Annotated in this window: 13 protein-coding genes; 10 read left to right on the top strand and 3 right to left on the bottom strand. The window is 71.5% G+C overall.

From position 1 onward, the window contains the following. Positions 1-5 precede the first annotated feature (5 nt). The 8 genes from mftF to NJE57_RS14310 all read left to right on the top strand — a co-directional run bounded on the left by mftF (position 6) and on the right by NJE57_RS14310 (position 7,144). Positions 6-1,475: a mycofactocin biosynthesis glycosyltransferase MftF gene (gene mftF, locus NJE57_RS14345; protein ID WP_319029193.1), complete on the top strand. Its 1,470-nt coding sequence runs from the start codon at positions 6-8 to the stop codon at positions 1,473-1,475. Further along, positions 1,472-2,806: a mycofactocin system GMC family oxidoreductase MftG gene (mftG, locus tag NJE57_RS14340; protein ID WP_319029191.1), complete on the top strand. Its 1,335-nt coding sequence runs from the start codon at positions 1,472-1,474 to the stop codon at positions 2,804-2,806. The genes mftF and mftG overlap by 4 nt, the downstream gene beginning before the upstream one ends. A gap of 56 nt (positions 2,807-2,862) precedes the next feature. Continuing rightward, complete coding sequence (locus NJE57_RS14335; RefSeq protein WP_319029190.1) at positions 2,863-3,783, top strand: alpha/beta hydrolase; 921 nt, start codon at positions 2,863-2,865, stop codon at positions 3,781-3,783. Positions 3,784-3,939: 156 nt separating this feature from the next. Beyond that, entirely contained in the window at positions 3,940-4,323 is a 384-nt protein-coding gene (gene trxA, locus NJE57_RS14330; RefSeq protein WP_319029188.1) for a thioredoxin, read from the top strand. Positions 4,324-4,479: 156 nt separating this feature from the next. Beyond that, positions 4,480-5,601: an NDMA-dependent alcohol dehydrogenase gene (locus NJE57_RS14325; RefSeq protein ID WP_319029186.1), complete on the top strand. Its 1,122-nt coding sequence runs from the start codon at positions 4,480-4,482 to the stop codon at positions 5,599-5,601. Between the two features lie 186 nt (positions 5,602-5,787). Beyond that, positions 5,788-6,054, top strand: coding sequence for a metal-sensitive transcriptional regulator (locus NJE57_RS14320; protein ID WP_319029184.1), 267 nt, complete (start codon positions 5,788-5,790; stop codon positions 6,052-6,054). A gap of 75 nt (positions 6,055-6,129) precedes the next feature. Beyond that, a complete protein-coding gene (locus tag NJE57_RS14315) occupies positions 6,130-6,516 on the top strand; it encodes a DUF302 domain-containing protein (RefSeq protein ID WP_319029183.1) in 387 nt (128 codons plus the stop codon). A gap of 13 nt (positions 6,517-6,529) precedes the next feature. Continuing rightward, on the top strand, positions 6,530-7,144 hold the full coding sequence (locus NJE57_RS14310) for a DUF1707 domain-containing protein (RefSeq protein ID WP_319029181.1): 615 nt from the start codon (positions 6,530-6,532) through the stop codon (positions 7,142-7,144). Between the two features lie 20 nt (positions 7,145-7,164). Here the strand turns inward: NJE57_RS14310 and NJE57_RS14305 are convergent, their stop codons facing one another. The 3 genes from NJE57_RS14305 to NJE57_RS14295 are packed head-to-tail and all read right to left on the bottom strand — an operon-like array spanning position 7,165 to position 9,251. Beyond that, positions 7,165-7,677 (bottom strand): dihydrofolate reductase, encoded by a 513-nt coding sequence (locus NJE57_RS14305; RefSeq protein ID WP_319029179.1) that lies wholly within the window; start codon positions 7,675-7,677, stop codon positions 7,165-7,167. Positions 7,678-7,694: 17 nt separating this feature from the next. Continuing rightward, positions 7,695-8,495 carry a thymidylate synthase gene (locus tag NJE57_RS14300; RefSeq protein ID WP_319029177.1) on the bottom strand — a complete coding sequence of 267 codons (801 nt, stop codon included), beginning with the start codon at positions 8,493-8,495 and terminating at the stop codon, positions 7,695-7,697. Positions 8,496-8,504: 9 nt separating this feature from the next. Then, the gene (locus NJE57_RS14295; protein ID WP_319029352.1) at positions 8,505-9,251 is read right to left on the bottom strand and encodes an inositol monophosphatase family protein; all 747 of its coding nucleotides are present in this window, start codon (positions 9,249-9,251) and stop codon (positions 8,505-8,507) included. A 99-nt stretch (positions 9,252-9,350) separates the two neighbouring features. Between NJE57_RS14295 and NJE57_RS14290 the strand changes: the two genes are divergently transcribed. Further along, positions 9,351-14,096: an ATP-dependent helicase gene (locus tag NJE57_RS14290; RefSeq protein ID WP_319029175.1), complete on the top strand. Its 4,746-nt coding sequence runs from the start codon at positions 9,351-9,353 to the stop codon at positions 14,094-14,096. 149 nt (positions 14,097-14,245) lie between these two features. Continuing rightward, positions 14,246-15,157, top strand: a complete 912-nt coding sequence (locus tag NJE57_RS14285; RefSeq protein WP_319029174.1) for a cation diffusion facilitator family transporter — start codon at positions 14,246-14,248, stop codon at positions 15,155-15,157. Positions 15,158-15,201 lie beyond the last annotated feature (44 nt).

The raw sequence follows: 15,201 nt of genomic DNA, 5'->3' as shown, positions 1-15,201 counted from the left end.
CTGAGATGACGGTCCCGCCCGTCGTGCTGGACCGGCGCACCCGGGTGCTGCAGCGCGGCGGCGTGGTCCGGGTGCTGGGCGGGGATCCGGTCACGTTGGTCACCCCGTCTCCCGCGGTGGCCGCGCTCCTGGGCGCGGGGACGATCCCCACCGACACCCCCGCCGGAGCCGCTCTGGCAAGGGCGCTCACCGACCGCGGGATGGCCCACCCCGACGTCCGCGGACCCGTCGATGCGAGAGACCTGGGCGCCGTCGCCGTGGTGGTCCCCGTCCACGACGACGCAGACGGTGTCGCGGCCCTGGTGGACACCCTCGGGGCCGACATCGCGCGCGGACTGCGGGTCGTCGTCGTCGACGATGGTTCGGCGGTTCCCCTCGCGATGCCGTCTGTCCCGTCTGCCCCGTCCATCGCGCCCGGCCCGGTCCGCGTGGTCCGGCACGGCGACTCGCGGGGCCCGGCCGCGGCGCGCAACACCGGCACGGCCGTCGCGATCTCGGGCGGTGCCGAGGTCGTGGTATACCTGGATGCCGACGTGATCCCGCGGCCCGGATGGCTGGGTCCTCTGCTCACGCACCTCGACGATCCGCGGGTGGCGGCGGTCGCGCCCCGGATCGTGGCCGCCGATCCGGGCAGGTTCTGGGTCCGCGGTTACGAGACCGCGCGTTCGGCACTGGACATGGGGACCGAACCGGCGCGGGTGCGGCCGCGGACCCGAGTGGCGTACGTCCCCAGCGCGGCCCTGGCGGTGCGGCCCGACCGGCTGCCCACGGTTCCCGGCGGTGGGGGAGAGGGGCCGTTCGACGAGCGGCTGCGGGTGGCCGAGGACGTGGACCTGTGCTGGCGCACCGACGACGCCGGTGGACTGATCCGCTACGAACCCGCGTCGCTGGTGGCCCACCGGCACCGCACCACCGTGGGGCCCTTGCTGGGTCGGAGGGCGTTCTACGGCCGGGGCGCTGCCCCGCTGGCGGACCGGCACGGCGCGCACGTGGCACCCGCGGTAGCCGCCCCGTGGTCGCTCGCGGTGGCGCTGGGGTTCTGGAGCGCGACCCCCGTCGGAGTGCTCGTGGCGACGGCGGCGGCCGGACGGGCGTGGCACAGGACCCGGGCCCTGACCGGAGATGACCGCGCCGCGGCCGAACTGGTCGCACGCGGCGCCGGGGCCTCGATCCGGCAGCTGCCCGAGGCGGTGCTGCGCCCCTACTGGCCGCTCACCGCGGTGGTCCTGGCGGCGACCGCGCGCTCGCGCAGCCGCCTCGCCCGCGGCCTGCGTCGACGCGTGGTGGTGGCCGCGGCGGCCGAGGGGCTGTGGCACTGGTGGTCGGCCCGCGAGCCGGGCCGGCTCCCGGTCGACGAGCCGGCGGGCCACGTTGTCCTGCACCGTCTGGACGACCTGGCCTACGGCGTCGGCGTGTGGCGCTCCGCGTGGGACGCCCGATCCACGCGCGCCCTGCGACCGGAGCTCAGACGATGAGGGCCCACGGGGTGCGCGCCGCAGACGTGGTGGTGGTGGGGGCGGGGCCGGCCGGATGCGTGATGGCCCGCCGCCTGGCCGAGGCCGGGGCGGAGGTGGTCCTGCTCGAGGCGGGGTCCGATCGGGCACCCGCGCGCGCCGGTGTGCTCGACATAGGCCCCGGGTCCCGGGTGGTTTCGCGACATCCCGCGACGCTGGGTTCCTCGGCGGTGGAGTTGCCGCGCGGTCGCACACTCGGCGGGTCGGGCGCGGTCAACGGCGGGTATTGCGCCCCGGCCCGGCCGTCCGACCTCGCCGCGTGGGGCCCGGACTGGCCCCGCCGGTACGAGGTGGGTCTCGCCCGGGCGACCGAGCGGTTGCGGCCGCGCCTCGCGCCCGCCGGCCTGGTCGCCTCTCGTGTGGCGGCGGCGTTCCCCGGTCGGGTGTCCGCCATCGCCCAGGCGCGGCGCGACGGCCGGCGTGTCACCGCCTTCGACGCCTGGGATCCCGCGGGCGCGGGCGTGCGGGTGGTGACGGGCGCGACCGTCCGCGGGCTCCGGTGGGTCGGCGGGCGTACCGGGGGGCGGTGCGACGGCGTGGTGCTCGACGACGACGAGATCGCCGCCCGCCAGGTGATCCTGAGCGCGGGGTCGATCGGGACCGCCGCACTCCTGCTGGGCTCGGGGATCGGACCGGAGTCCGGGCACCCGGTGGGCCGGGGGACGCAGGAGCATCCGGAGGTCCTGCTGGACCTGCCGGCCGAGTGGACCCCGGCGAGGCGGACCCGGGCGGGTGAGTCCCCAGGGACCGGCTCTGCGGTCGAGGTCCCCGTGGAGCCCCTGCTCTCACACGTCGTGCGGCTCGCGCTGCCCGGACCCACGGGCATCGCGGAGTTCGAGGTGCGGCCGTACGCGGTCCCGCTGCACCGGGTGGTCCCCGGTCTCGCCCCCCAGCCGCACCGGATCGGCGTGGCCCTGATGAACCCGGTCGGCCGTGGCGAGATCACCAGGAACAGCGGTGTCGGAAGCAGCGGTGTCCGCGTGGTGCTGGGCGACGACGCCCGGGACGCCGCCGCTCTCGCCGGGGCCGCCGGTCTGGTCGCCGATCGTCTGGGGATCACCCGACCGGACGGCGGCCGGCCGGGACCCGTCCCGTCGACCTCCCAGCACCTGTCGGGTTCGGCACGGATCGGCGAGGTGGTGGACGGGTCCGGGCGCGTCCTCGGCTGCGAGGGGCTGCTGGTCGCCGATGCCTCGGTGCTGCCGTCGCTGCCCCGGTGCGGCCCCTACGTCTCGGTGCTCGCGGTGGCCGAGGATCTGGCCGCGCGGGTGATATCCGGCGCGTCGTGGTAGAACCGAACGAGAACACGTTCCACTGATCGGTGGGAGTGCGGGGCGGAAGGCTCACCATGACGAGAAGCGACACCCAGGCCCATACCGTCGAACCCCGGTCGTTCACGCTCGCCGGAGCGGCCGGGACTCTCGTGGGCGACGTGTGGGAGCCGCACGGCGGCGCGGATCCCGTCGACGAGATCCTCATGCTCCACGGCGGGGCGCAGACCCGGAACTCGTGGAACCGCGCCGCCCGGCGCCTCGCGGCGGAGGGGTACAGGGTCACGACGATGGACGCCCGCGGGCACGGTGACAGCGACTGGGCACACGACGGTGACTACGACATCCACCGCATGGTCGACGATCTCGAGCTGATCGTCGCCTCGCGGTTCCCCGGCCGCCTGCCGGTGCTCGTGGGGGCCTCACTCGGGGGGCTGACCGGGTTGTTGGCGCTCGGGACGGCCAAATCCGTCGCCCGGGCGCTCGTGTTGGTGGACGTCACGCCCAGGATCGAGTCGAAGGGCGTCGAGCGGATCGGCGACTTCATGCGGTCGGGCCTGGAGGGCTTCGCGGACCTCGAGGAGGCCGCGGACGCGATCGCCGCCTACCAGCCGGGCCGTCGCCGCCCGGCCAACCTCGACGGACTGCGCAAGAACCTGCGACAGAAGAACGACGGCCGGTGGTACTGGCACTGGGACCCGCGATTCGTCGCGGGCGCGACGGGGGACAACGCCGAGATCGGGAACGACTACTTCGAGGGGATCGTGCCCCATGTGGTCGAACCCACCATGCTCATCCGGGGTTCGCGCTCCGACATCGTCAGTGACGAGTCGGTGGCCCACCTCCTCGAGCACCTCCCACACGCGTACACCCACGAGGTCGCGGACGCCGGCCACATGGTGGCGGGCGACGACAACGCGGTCTTCCTCGATCAGCTCGAGTGGTTTCTCGCGGAGGTCATGGGCTCCCCGCCCCGCCCGGGGGCGGCAGGGGAATAACCCCGATCGGGAGGCGTTGGTCCTGACTGCACGGTCGGCAATACCCTCATGGGTATTGTTCGTGCGAGAAGGTCGTCGCCGGCGCGGGCTGTCCGTAGGCTGGCGACGAGAAACGACGGGACGAGAGTCGCCCCGTCCCACTAGGAGGGCATTCGTATGACCACCGTCGAGATCACGACCGCCGACTTCGAGAAGACCGTCACGGAGAACGACATCGTCCTGGTGGACTTCTGGGCCGAGTGGTGCGGCCCGTGCAAGGCGTTCGGGCCGGTCTTCGAGAAGGTCTCCGGCAAGAACCCCGAGCTGACCTTCGCCAAGGTCGACACCGATGCCGAGCAGCAGCTCGGCGCGATGCTGCAGATCCAGTCGATCCCGACGCTCATGGCGTTCCGCGAGGGCATCGCCGTGTTCCGCCACTCCGGTGCGATCCCGGAGCAGGCGCTGGACGACCTGGTCGAGCAGATCAAGGGGCTCGACATGGACGAGGTCCGCAAGGCCGTCGAGGAGGCGCAGGCCCAGCAGGGCGACGCCCAGGCCTGATCCTGCACGGCCTGCGCGACCCTCCGCCTCCGCGAACGATCGAGCCGGAACTGGAACAGGTTCTCGGAATTGCGACACCCGATGCAACAATGCGGATACCGTGATGAGAACACGTTCCAGTGACGGGCTCCGCTCGTCGCGCCCGGAGGGAGTCGCATGAAGACCAAGGCCGCCATCGCCCGCGAGTTGGGTAAGCCGTTCGAGATCGTCGAGGCCGAACTCGACGGACCCAACTTCGGCGAGGTGCTCGTCAAGTGGAAGGTTGCCGGTCTGTGTCACTCGGACCTGCACATCACCAGCGGTGACCTGCCCGGCCGCCTGCCGATCGTCGGCGGCCACGAGGGCGCGGGCGTCGTCGAGGCCGTCGGCGTGGGTGTCACCCACGTCCAACCCGGCGACCACGTGGTGGGCTCGTTCATCCCGGCCTGTGGCAAGTGCTCCGCGTGCGCGCGCGGCATGACCAACCTCTGCGACGGCGGGCTCAACGGCACGATCGGCGAGATGGCCGACGGCCGCTACCCGTTCGCCTTGGCCAACGGCGAGACCGCAGGAGCCATGTGCACCCTCGGCACGTTCTCGCAGTACACCGTCGCCAACATGAACTCGGTGGTCAAGATCCAGGACTGGATCCCGTTCGAGGTCGCGGCGCTCGTGGGCTGCGGCGTCACCACCGGCTGGGGTTCGGCCGTCTACTCCGCCGACGTCCGGGCCGGTGACACCGTGGTGGTGTTCGGCATCGGCGGTATCGGGATCAACGCGATCCAGGGTGCCAAGCACGCCGGCGCGCGATTCATCCTGGCCATCGACACCGATGAGTCGAAGCTGGCCAAGGCCACCGAGTTCGGCGCCACGCACGTCTACTCGGATGTCGAGCAGGCGAAGGCCGAGCTCCCGGGAATGACCTGGGGCAACATGGCGGAGAAGGCCATCATCACGATCGGCGTGGCCGACGCCAAGGTCACCGCCGACGCCACCGACATGGTGGGCAAGCGCGGGGTCGTGGTCCTCACGTCCATGGGCGGGCTCGACAACCAGTCCATCAACCTCACCGGTCTGTTCGTCTCGCAGTACGAGAAGGTCATCAAGGGTTCGTTGTTCGGCTCGGCCAACGCCTTCCACGACATCCCGAACATCCTGCGCCTGTGGGACGAGAAGCAATTGAAGCTCGACGAGCTGATCACGCATCGGTTCACACTCGACCAGGTGAACGAGGGCTACGAGATCATGGAGTCCGGCGGCCAGGGTATGGTCCGCGGCATCATCGTCCACGACGACTGAGTCCACGACGACTGGGCCCACGACGACTGCCCCTTCGGCCCCTGTCGTGGGCGCGGGCCCCGGTTCCCCCGCGTGGGTGGACCGGGGCCCTCATCGTCAGTGGGGACTGGACACCGATACCCCCACGGGTACAATCGGGTTCTGGATCGAATCCCGTATCCGCGGAGAAGAGCAGGAGGGCCCGAGATGGCTGACGACGAGGCGAGGACGCAGGTGCTCAACAGGCTGCGCCGGGCGCGGGGACAGCTCAACGCGGTGATCGACATGGTCGAGCAGGAGCGCCCGTGCAAGGAGGTCGTCACACAGCTCGCGGCGGTCTCCAAGGCGCTGGACAGGGCCGGGTTCAAGATCATCAGCACCAACATCCAGGAATGCCTGAAGAGCGACGGGGACACCGGCGAGGACGGGATCACGGTCGCGGAGCTGGAGAAATTGTTCCTCTCGCTCGCCTGACCGCGGGCCGCGGGGCGTGGGATGCTGGCCCGGAACGCGGAGACACCACCCGACCACAGACGTGAGGACTGAGACATGGACGTCGGAATCGGTACGTACACGGAGATGGGATTCGACGAGGCGGTGGAGGCGACCCGCGCTGCGCTCGCCGAGCGTGGCTTCGGGATCCTCCACGAGATCGATCTCACCGCGACGCTCAAGACGAAGATCGACAAGGACATCGAGCGCGTCCTGATCCTGGGCGCGTGCAATCCCGGCTTCGCCGGAGACGCGTTCGACGTGAGCAAGGACGTGGCGCTGTTGCTGCCCTGCAACGTCGTGGTCCGTGAATCGGCCGGGGGCTGTGTCATCGAGGCGCAGAACCCGGCGCTGCTGGCGCAGGTCATCTCAGGCGGTCTGCAGGACATGGCCGACGAGTTGTCGGTCCAGATGCGGTCGATGATGAAGGACCTCACCCGCTGAGTAGCCTGGGGGCATGACCCAAGAGCCGTACATCGACCCGCGGGCCCTCGCACAGCAGAGGCTGGAGGCGATGGTCGGTCGGGGCGAGTTGTCCCTCGCCGAGTTCTCGGACCGCGCCGCCAAGATTTGGGCCGCGACCTGCCCGGCGGAGCTCGAGGTGGCCCTGAGCGGACTACCGGCGGGGCCCGCGACGGGGCCGGACCCGGGTTCGGCGAGAGTGCCGGCCACTCGTCAGACCGGGGCGATCACCGTCGACGAGAGCCACAAGAAGACCTCGGTCTTCGACACGCTCAAGCGGGAAGGTCGCTGGTCACTGCCGGACGACTACCGGCTGACGTCCTGGATGGGCGAGATCTACCTGGATGCCCGCGAGGCCGTGGTCGACCGCCCGCGCACCCACCTCCAACTGGACCTCTGGGGGGCCAACGCCAAGATCCTGCTCCCGCCGGGCGTCTCCGTCGCGGTCACCGGCAACCGGACGTGGTCCGAGCTCAAGATCGACGAGGGGCGCTACGACATCCGCGGCGGCCCCCATCTGGACATCGAGATCAACGGGTTCATGGCCGGCGTCAAGATCAAGATCCTCGGGGCGGGGGAGAAGATCCCCAAGACCTGGAAGTGGTTCTAGCCGGCGCGGTCCCGGCCGGTTCAGCCCTGCCGTCGACGCCACACGGTGTGTCGGTGCCTGACCTCGTCGTCGTGACCCCGGACGCGGCTCCGTGGATCGGCGATCCACTCACCCACCTCGACCCGCTCCCACGACTCGTCCAGCTCCGGCGCCAGCACCGTCCCGGGGGCGTCGGCGTCGATCTCGGTGACCAGGCACTCGTCTGCGGCGGCGAGTGCGGTGGCGTAGATCTGGCCGCCCCCCATCACGGCGGCATCGGGGCCGGCCATCTCCAGGGCCTCGTCCACCGATCCGGCGCGCTCGGCGCCCTCGGCCGACCACCCGGGATCGCGCGTGCACACGATGTTGCGCCTGCCGGGCAGAGGCCGGAAGCGCACGGGGATCGAGTCCCACGTGGTGCGGCCCATGACGACGGCCCGGCCCGCCGTGGCCTCCTTGAAGAAGGCGAGATCGGCGGGGACGTGCCACGGCATGTCCCGGCCGTCACCGATCACCCCGCCGCGGGCCTGCGCCCACACCATCCGCACCGGCACGGTTGCGTGCTCCCGACTCAGACCGCGACCGGGGCCTTGATGCCCGGATGGTGCTCGTAGCCGACCACCTCGAAGTCCTCGAAGCGATAGTCGAAGACCGAGTCCGCCCGGTGCAGGCGCAGCTCCGGGTAGGGGTAGGGGTCCCGGGTCAGCTGCGTGCGGACCTGATCGACGTGGTTGTCGTAGATGTGGCAGTCGCCCCCGGTCCACACGAACTCGCCCACCTCGAGCCCCACCTGTTGCGCCACCATGTGGGTGAGCAGTGAGTAGGAGGCGATGTTGAACGGCACGCCCAGGAAGAGGTCGGCGCTGCGCTGGTAGAGCTGGCAACTCAGCTTGCCGTCGGCCACGTAGAACTGGAACAGCAGGTGGCAGGGCGGCAGGGCCATGTCCGAGAGCTCGCCGACGTTCCATGCGGAGACGACGTTGCGCCGCGAATCCGGGTCGGTGCGCAGCAGTTCGATCGAGGCGGCGATCTGGTCGATGTGTCGACCGTCGGGGGTGGGCCAGGACCGCCACTGCACCCCGTAGACGGGGCCGAGCTCGCCGTCGTCGTCAGCCCATTCGTCCCAGATGCTCACGCCGTTCTCCCGCAGCCACCCCACGTTGGAATCACCGCGCAGGAACCACAGCAGCTCGTAGGCCACCGACTTGAAGTGGACGCGCTTGGTCGTGATCAGGGGGAATCCCGCCGCCAGGTCGTAGCGCAGCTGGTGGCCGAACAGGCTCCGCGTGCCCGTTCCCGTGCGGTCGGACTTGGCGGCGCCCTGTTCCAGGACGAGTCGGAGCAGGTCCTCGTACGGGGTGGGGACGGTCATGCGGTCAGTCTACGTTCGAGTGGCCTGGGCGGCCGTCGCGGCCAGGATCTTCTCGGTGAGCTCGGGGCGGCAGATGAGGACGTCCGGGGAGTGGGTGTCGGCCTTGTTGAACTGGATCGGCGTGCCGTCGAGGCGGGAGGCGTGCAGTCCCGCCGCGAGGGCGACGCCGACCGGCGCGGCCTGGTCCCACTCGTCCTGACCGCCGGCGTGGAGGTAGGCGTCGGCGTCCCCGAGCAGCACCGACAGCATCTTGGCGCCGGCAGACCCCATCGGTCTCACGTCCAGGCCCAGGGCGTCCGCCACCTGGCGCGCCCCGGCCGGGGGGTTGTTGCGGCTGATCACCATGGTCCCGGAGTGGGGGCCGTCGACGTGGGCGACCTGGTCTGAGCGGAACACGCGACCCGAGTCGGGAAGTCCCACGGAGGCGACGGTGGGGTGCCCGTCGACGACGAGCGCGACATGGACCGACCAGTCCGAACGGCCCGTGGAGAACTCCTTGGTGCCGTCGATGACGTCGATGATCCACACCCTCGACTTCTCCAGCCGACTGAGGTCGTCCGAGACCCCCTCGGAGAGGGTGCCGTCGTCCGGTCGGTGCACGGCCAACACCTCGTCGGTCCAGTTCTGCGCGACCTCGTTGGCGACCCGTGCGAGAGAGCGCCCGCGCAGCAGCCCCCCGGCCCGGGTGCCCTTGACGATCTCCCCGATCCCGGTGGCGAGGAAGTAGGCCAGGTCGTCGTCGTCGAGATCGCGCATGCTGTCGCTGTGCATGCTCACAGTCTTGCGCATGTCGACAGCCTACGGAGGCGGGGCGCGGGTCGGGTCGATGTCGTAGGCGTGCGCCATCATGAGTTCATGTCCGACGTACTCGAGCGGTTCCACCCGGCCACGGCATCGTGGTTCCGCGGCGCGTTCGACCGCCCCACCCCCGCACAGGTGGGCGCGTGGGGATCACTCGCGAGCGGCGCGCACACCCTCGTGGTGGCGCCCACCGGGTCGGGCAAGACATTGTCGGCCTTCCTCGCGTCGCTGGACCGGCTGATGCTGGGCAGCGGCAGCGATGATCACGGCAGCGATGATCACGACAGCGGCGCGGCCACGCCCGCGCCGGGCACCCGCGTGCTGTACATCTCCCCGCTCAAGGCGCTGGCCGTGGACGTCGAGCGCAACCTCCGGGCGCCACTGGCCGGGATCGCGCGGGAGGCGGCGGCCCTCGGCGTGGAGACCGCGAACGTGACGGTGGGGATCCGCACCGGTGACACCCCGCCGGACGAGCGCCGCCGGCAGCGCGCCAGGCCGCCGCACGTGCTGGTCACCACCCCCGAGTCGCTCTTCCTGCTGCTCACCTCCGCCGCGCGCGAGACCCTGGCCACGGTCGACACGGTGATCATCGACGAGATCCACGCGGTGGCCGCCAGTAAGCGGGGCGCCCATCTCGCGCTGAGCCTCGAGCGTCTGGACGAGTTGCTGGAGACCCCCGCCCAGCGGGTGGGCCTGTCCGCCACCGTCCGGCCGCACTCGGAGGTGGCCCGCTTCCTGGCGGGGGAGCGGCCCGTCACGGTGGTGGCGCCCGGATCCGACAAGCGTTTCGAGCTCACGGTGCGGGTGCCCGTGGAGGACATGACGGACCTGTCCTCGGCCGGTTCGGACGTCACGGCGCCGCCCGGCACCCCGGGTGAGGGGTCGATCTGGCCGCACGTCGAGCGGCAGGTGGTCGACCTGGTCACCGCGCACCGCTCCACGATCGTGTTCGTCAACTCCCGACGCCTGGCCGAACGCCTGACCGCCCGGCTCAACGAGATCCACGCGGAGGACACCGATCCGGGGTCCCTTCCGCCCGCTCCGGCCCGGCCACCAGCACAGATCATGGTGCCGTCGGAGGTCTCCCGCGGCGCCCCGCCGGAGCTGGCGATGGCGCACCACGGATCGGTGTCCAAGGAGCGTAGGGCGATGATCGAGGACGCCCTCAAGTCCGGTCGGTTGCGCGCCGTGGTGGCCACGTCGTCGCTCGAGCTGGGGATCGACATGGGTGCGGTCGACCTGGTGGTGCAGGTCGAATCGCCGCCGTCGGTGGCCTCGGGGCTCCAACGTGTCGGCCGCGCCGGGCACCAGGTCGGCGAGGTCTCCCGCGCGGCGGTCTTCCCCAAGCATCGCGCCGACCTGCTCCACAGCGCGGTGACCGTCGAGCGGATGATCGGCGGCGCGATCGAGGCGATGGCGGTCATCACCAACCCGTTGGACGTCCTCGCGCAGCAGACGGTGGCCGCGTGCGCTCTCGAGCCGATCGACGTGGAGGACTGGTTCGCCGCCGTACGCCGGACCGCCCCGTTCGTCGGGCTGCCGCGGTCGGCGTTCGAGGCGACGCTCGACATGTTGGCGGGCAAGTACCCGTCGGCGGACTTCGCGGAACTCAGGCCGCGGCTCGTGTGGGACCGCGACGCCGGGACCCTGACCGGCCGCCCGGGAGCGCAACGCCTGGCCGTCACCTCGGGCGGCACCATCCCCGACCGCGGGCTGTTCGGTGTGTTCATGGTGGGGGAGAAGGCGACCCGGGTCGGCGAGCTCGACGAGGAGATGGTCTACGAGTCCAGGGTCGGAGACGTGTTCGCCCTCGGGGCGTCGAGTTGGCGAGTCGAGGAGATCACCCACGACCGCGTCCTGGTCACGCCCGCTCCCGGCGGGACCGGACGGTTGCCGTTCTGGCTCGGTGACGACCAGGGGCGCCCGGCCGAACTGGGGCGCGCCCTCGGCGGGTTCCTGCGCGAGGTGGGACACGGGCCCGACGACGAGGTGGGCCCCCGCCTCGAGGCCGCTGGTCTCGACGCCAACGCGATGGCCAACCTGCGGCGCTACCTGGCCGAACAACGCGAGGCCACCGGCCACATCCCCAGTGACACGACCCTGGTGGTGGAGCGCTTCCGCGACGAGGTGGGGGACTGGCGCGTCGTCCTGCACTCGCCGTTCGGGGCCCGCGTGCACTGGCCGTGGGCGGAGGCGGTGCGCGCGAGGCTCGCCGCCGCGCACGGGTTCGACGCGGTGCCCGTGGTGTCGGACGACGGCATCATCCTGCGGGTCCCGGACACGATCGATGACGACGGTGAGGCCGGCGCCCGACCGGGAGCCGAGACGTTCGCCATCAGCGCCGAGGAGGCCGTGGACCTGGTCACCACCCACGTGGGCGGGTCGGCGCTCTTCGCCTCGAGATTCCGGGAGTGCTCGGCGAGAGCCCTGCTCTTCCCGCGCCTCGACCCGGGTCGACGGGCGCCGCTCTGGCAGCAGCGCCAGAAGTCGGCCCAGCTACTCGACGTGGCACGCCGCTACCCGGATTTCCCGATGATCCTCGAGGCCGTGCGCGAGTGCCTGCAGGACGTCTACGACGTGCCCGCGCTGGAGCGGCTGCTGGGTGAGATCGAGTCCCGGAACGTCCGGATCGTGGAGGTGGACACCCCGAGCGCGTCGCCGTTCGCCCAGTCACTGCTCTTCGACTACGTCGGCGCGTTCCTCTACGAAGGCGACTCGCCGCTGGCGGAGAAACGGGCCGCCGCCCTGGCCATCGACCCGTCCCTGCTCGGCCAGCTCCTGGGTCGCGTCGAGTTGCGGGAGCTGCTCGACGCCCCGGTGTTGGACTCGATCGAACGCCGTCTCCAACACCTCGAGCCCGATCGCGCGGCCCGCGACTCCGAGGCCGTGGCAGACCTGCTGCGACTGCTCGGCCCGCTGACCGCGGAGGAGATAGCCGATCGGTCGACCGAGCCCGAGGCCGTGCCCGGGTGGCTGACGACACTGTCACAGGCGTTCCGCGTGGTCACCTTCGAGCACGCCGGGTGTACCTGGTGGGCCGGTGTCGAGGACGTGCCCAGACTCCGGGACGGGCTGGGGGTGCCGCCGCCGCCCGGGGTTTCCTCGGCCTTCCTCGGCGACGTCGAGGATCCGCTCGGCGAACTGGTCCGGCGCTACGCGAGGACCCATGGTCCGTTCACGGTGGACGCCCTCGCGGGGCGCTTCGGCCTGGGGGTGGCGGTGGCCCGCGGGGTTCTCGACCGGCTGACCTCGGCCGGGACCCTGCTGGCGGGAGAGTTCCGGCCCGGGGCGTCGGGACCGGAATGGTGCGACGCCGAGGTGCTGCGCCACATCCGTCGGCGGTCGCTGGCGGCGCTGCGAAGTCAGATCGAGCCGGTCTCGCACACGGCGCTCGCCCGGTTCCTGCCCGGCTGGCAGAGCCTGGGGGCGGCTGCGTCGGGTGGAGTCGAGTCGGGTGAAGTCGAGTCGCGCGGCGCCGAGTCGGGCGTCGACGGGGTGCTCGCGGTGATCGAACAACTCGACGGCCTCGCGCTGCCCGCCTCCGCGCTCGAGCCGCTCGTCCTGGCGCCCCGCGTGCGTGACTACTCGCCGGCGATGCTCGACGAGCTCCTCGCCGGGGGAGAGGTGATCTGGAGTGGGCGCGGCCGCGCGGGATCCCGCGACGGTTGGGTCTCCCTGCACCCGGCCGACACCGCCGGCGCGACCCTGCCGCTTGATCGCCTGCAGCCGGAGGGGCCGGTCCACCTCGCCGTCATCGAGTCCCTACGTGGCGGGGCGCTGTTCTTCCGTGACGTCGTCGCGCGGGTGAAGGAGCCGGCAGCGGGTGAGTCTCCCGCCGTCACCGGGGCGCCCGTCACCGGGGCGCCCGTCACCGAGGCGCCCATCACTGAGGCCGCGGTTCGTGACGCGCTGTGGGACCTGGTGTGGGACGGGCTGGTCACCAACGACACGCTCGCCCCGTTGCGCGCGGTCCTTGCCGGTGGCGGCTCGTCTGGATTGGGCACCGCGCACCGCTCACGGCGTTCCACGGCCCGGCCGCGTCGCGCCCGCCTCGGCCGGACCTCCATGGCGCAGCTCAACGGCGCCATGTCTGCCGGCAGCCGCACCCCGCCGGTGCTCGCCGGTCGGTGGTCGCTGGTCCCCGAACCGGTCACCGACGCGACCCTGCGCGCCCACGCCTGGGCCGAGACCCTGCTGTTGCGCCACGGCGTGGTGACCCGGGGCGCGGTCGAGGCCGAGGAGATCCCGGGCGGGTTCGCCGCCGTCTACAAGGTCCTGGCGCAGATGGAGGACTCGGGTCGCTGCCGGCGCGGCTACTTCGTCGACGGGCTCGGCGCCGCTCAGTTCGCCACCGGCAACACCATCGACAGACTCCGTGCCTACGACGACACCGCCGATGACGCGCACTGGCCCTCGGGCACCGACGCTCCCGTCGTCCGGGTCCTCGCCGCCACCGACCCGGCCAACCCGTACGGCGCGGCACTGCCCTGGCCGCGCGGTGTGGACGCCGGGTCCGGTCACCGGCCCGGCCGTAAGGCGGGGGCGCTGGTCGTGTTGGTCGACGGGCTGTGCGTCCTGTTCGTCGAACGCGGCGGTCGCACGGTGCTCGTGCTCGACGATCGCCCGGAGGCCGTACCGCTCGCGGCCTCGGCGCTCGCGGAGGTCGTGCGATCGGGGGCGGTCGGGCCGCTCACGGTCACCACCCTCGGCGGCGAACCCGTCCACACCTCATCCGCCGCGGCCGCGTTCGAGTCCGCAGGCTTCGGGGCCACGCCCAAGGGGCTGCGCATCAGGCGGTAACTCTCAGGCGGTAACTCTCAGTCGGTGTCTCTCAGACGGTGAGGATCCGAACCCATGAGATCTCAGGCGTTCGGACAGCGGCCGTTGAGTCCCGTGACCCCTTCAGTTAGGATATGCGCATAGATGCATGTATCTGGAGGTGAAGTCGAATGGGTGCCGGACACTCTCACGCGCGGCCGACCGGTCACGCCGGAGCGCGCCATCGGACCGGGCTGGCGATCGCTTTTGCGCTGACCTCGGCGTTCTTCGTGGTGGAGTTGATCGCGGGCCTCGTCTCCGGCTCCCTGGCTCTGCTCTCGGACGCCGGGCACATGGCGGCGGACGTGGTGGCGCTCGGGGCCGCGTTGCTGGCGACGATGATCGCGTCGCGGCCGGACTCCACCGGACGCCGCACGTTCGGCCACTACCGCGTAGAGATCTTCGCCTCCGGTCTGGCGGTGCTCATCATGCTCGGAATGGGCGTGTACGTCCTGCTCGAGGCGGTCAGCCGGTGGGGGTCCCATGCTCCCGTCGCCACCGGAACCATGCTTCTTGTCGGGGTTCTGGGGCTCGTCGTCAACGTCATCTCGATCCTGCTGCTGCGCGGCGGGTCCTCCGAGAGCCTCGCGGTCCGAGGTGCGTACCTCGAGGTGGTCGCCGATGCCGCCGGCTCGGTCGGGGTGATCGCGGCCGCGCTGCTCATGCGTGCCACGGGCTCGACGGTGTGGGACCTGGTGGTCGCGGTGGCGATCGCCGTGTTCATCGTCGTTCGTTCGCTGATGCTCGGCAGACAGGTTCTCGCGGTACTCGCTCAACACGCGCCCGCCGGCATCGATCCGGCCGCGGTGGAGTCCCACCTCGCCTCGGTGGGTGGCGTCGACGAGGTGCACGACCTGCACCTGTGGACCCTGACCTCCGGGATGGACGTGGGTACCGTGCACCTGGTGGTGGGGAGCGACGTGACCCACTCCGACGTGTTGGAGGAGTCGCGACGCGTCCTGCTCGACGAGCACGGGATCGAGCACGTCACGGTGCAGATCGAGACCGCCGGTGTCGTGGGGTGTCGCGAACTGGGATGGTGAACCCGGCGACTGGTGAACCGGCCGCGGTCGGTGCCACGAAGGCA

The organism is Dietzia sp. PP-33 (assembly GCF_033790845.1).
In the GTDB taxonomy this organism is placed as follows: domain Bacteria; phylum Actinomycetota; class Actinomycetes; order Mycobacteriales; family Mycobacteriaceae; genus Dietzia.
Note: the sequence above shows the minus strand (reverse complement) of the source record. Positions and strands in the feature narration are given on the sequence as shown.

What these genes read in the sequence shown, in the direction of transcription:
- NJE57_RS14310 (WP_319029181.1), top strand. Translation starts at nt 6,530, where the DNA reads ATGACCCAAGAGCCGTACATCGACCCGCGGGCCCTCGCACAGCAGAGG.
- NJE57_RS14325 (WP_319029186.1), top strand. Translation starts at nt 4,480, where the DNA reads ATGAAGACCAAGGCCGCCATCGCCCGCGAGTTGGGTAAGCCGTTCGAG.
- NJE57_RS14285 (WP_319029174.1), top strand. Translation starts at nt 14,246, where the DNA reads ATGGGTGCCGGACACTCTCACGCGCGGCCGACCGGTCACGCCGGAGCG.
- mftF (WP_319029193.1), top strand. Translation starts at nt 6, where the DNA reads ATGACGGTCCCGCCCGTCGTGCTGGACCGGCGCACCCGGGTGCTGCAG.
- NJE57_RS14335 (WP_319029190.1), top strand. Translation starts at nt 2,863, where the DNA reads ATGACGAGAAGCGACACCCAGGCCCATACCGTCGAACCCCGGTCGTTC.
- NJE57_RS14290 (WP_319029175.1), top strand. Translation starts at nt 9,351, where the DNA reads ATGTCCGACGTACTCGAGCGGTTCCACCCGGCCACGGCATCGTGGTTC.
- mftG (WP_319029191.1), top strand. Translation starts at nt 1,472, where the DNA reads ATGAGGGCCCACGGGGTGCGCGCCGCAGACGTGGTGGTGGTGGGGGCG.
- trxA (WP_319029188.1), top strand. Translation starts at nt 3,940, where the DNA reads ATGACCACCGTCGAGATCACGACCGCCGACTTCGAGAAGACCGTCACG.
- NJE57_RS14300 (WP_319029177.1), bottom strand. Translation starts at nt 8,495, where the DNA reads ATGACCGTCCCCACCCCGTACGAGGACCTGCTCCGACTCGTCCTGGAA.
- NJE57_RS14295 (WP_319029352.1), bottom strand. Translation starts at nt 9,251, where the DNA reads ATGCGCGATCTCGACGACGACGACCTGGCCTACTTCCTCGCCACCGGG.
- NJE57_RS14320 (WP_319029184.1), top strand. Translation starts at nt 5,788, where the DNA reads ATGGCTGACGACGAGGCGAGGACGCAGGTGCTCAACAGGCTGCGCCGG.
- NJE57_RS14315 (WP_319029183.1), top strand. Translation starts at nt 6,130, where the DNA reads ATGGACGTCGGAATCGGTACGTACACGGAGATGGGATTCGACGAGGCG.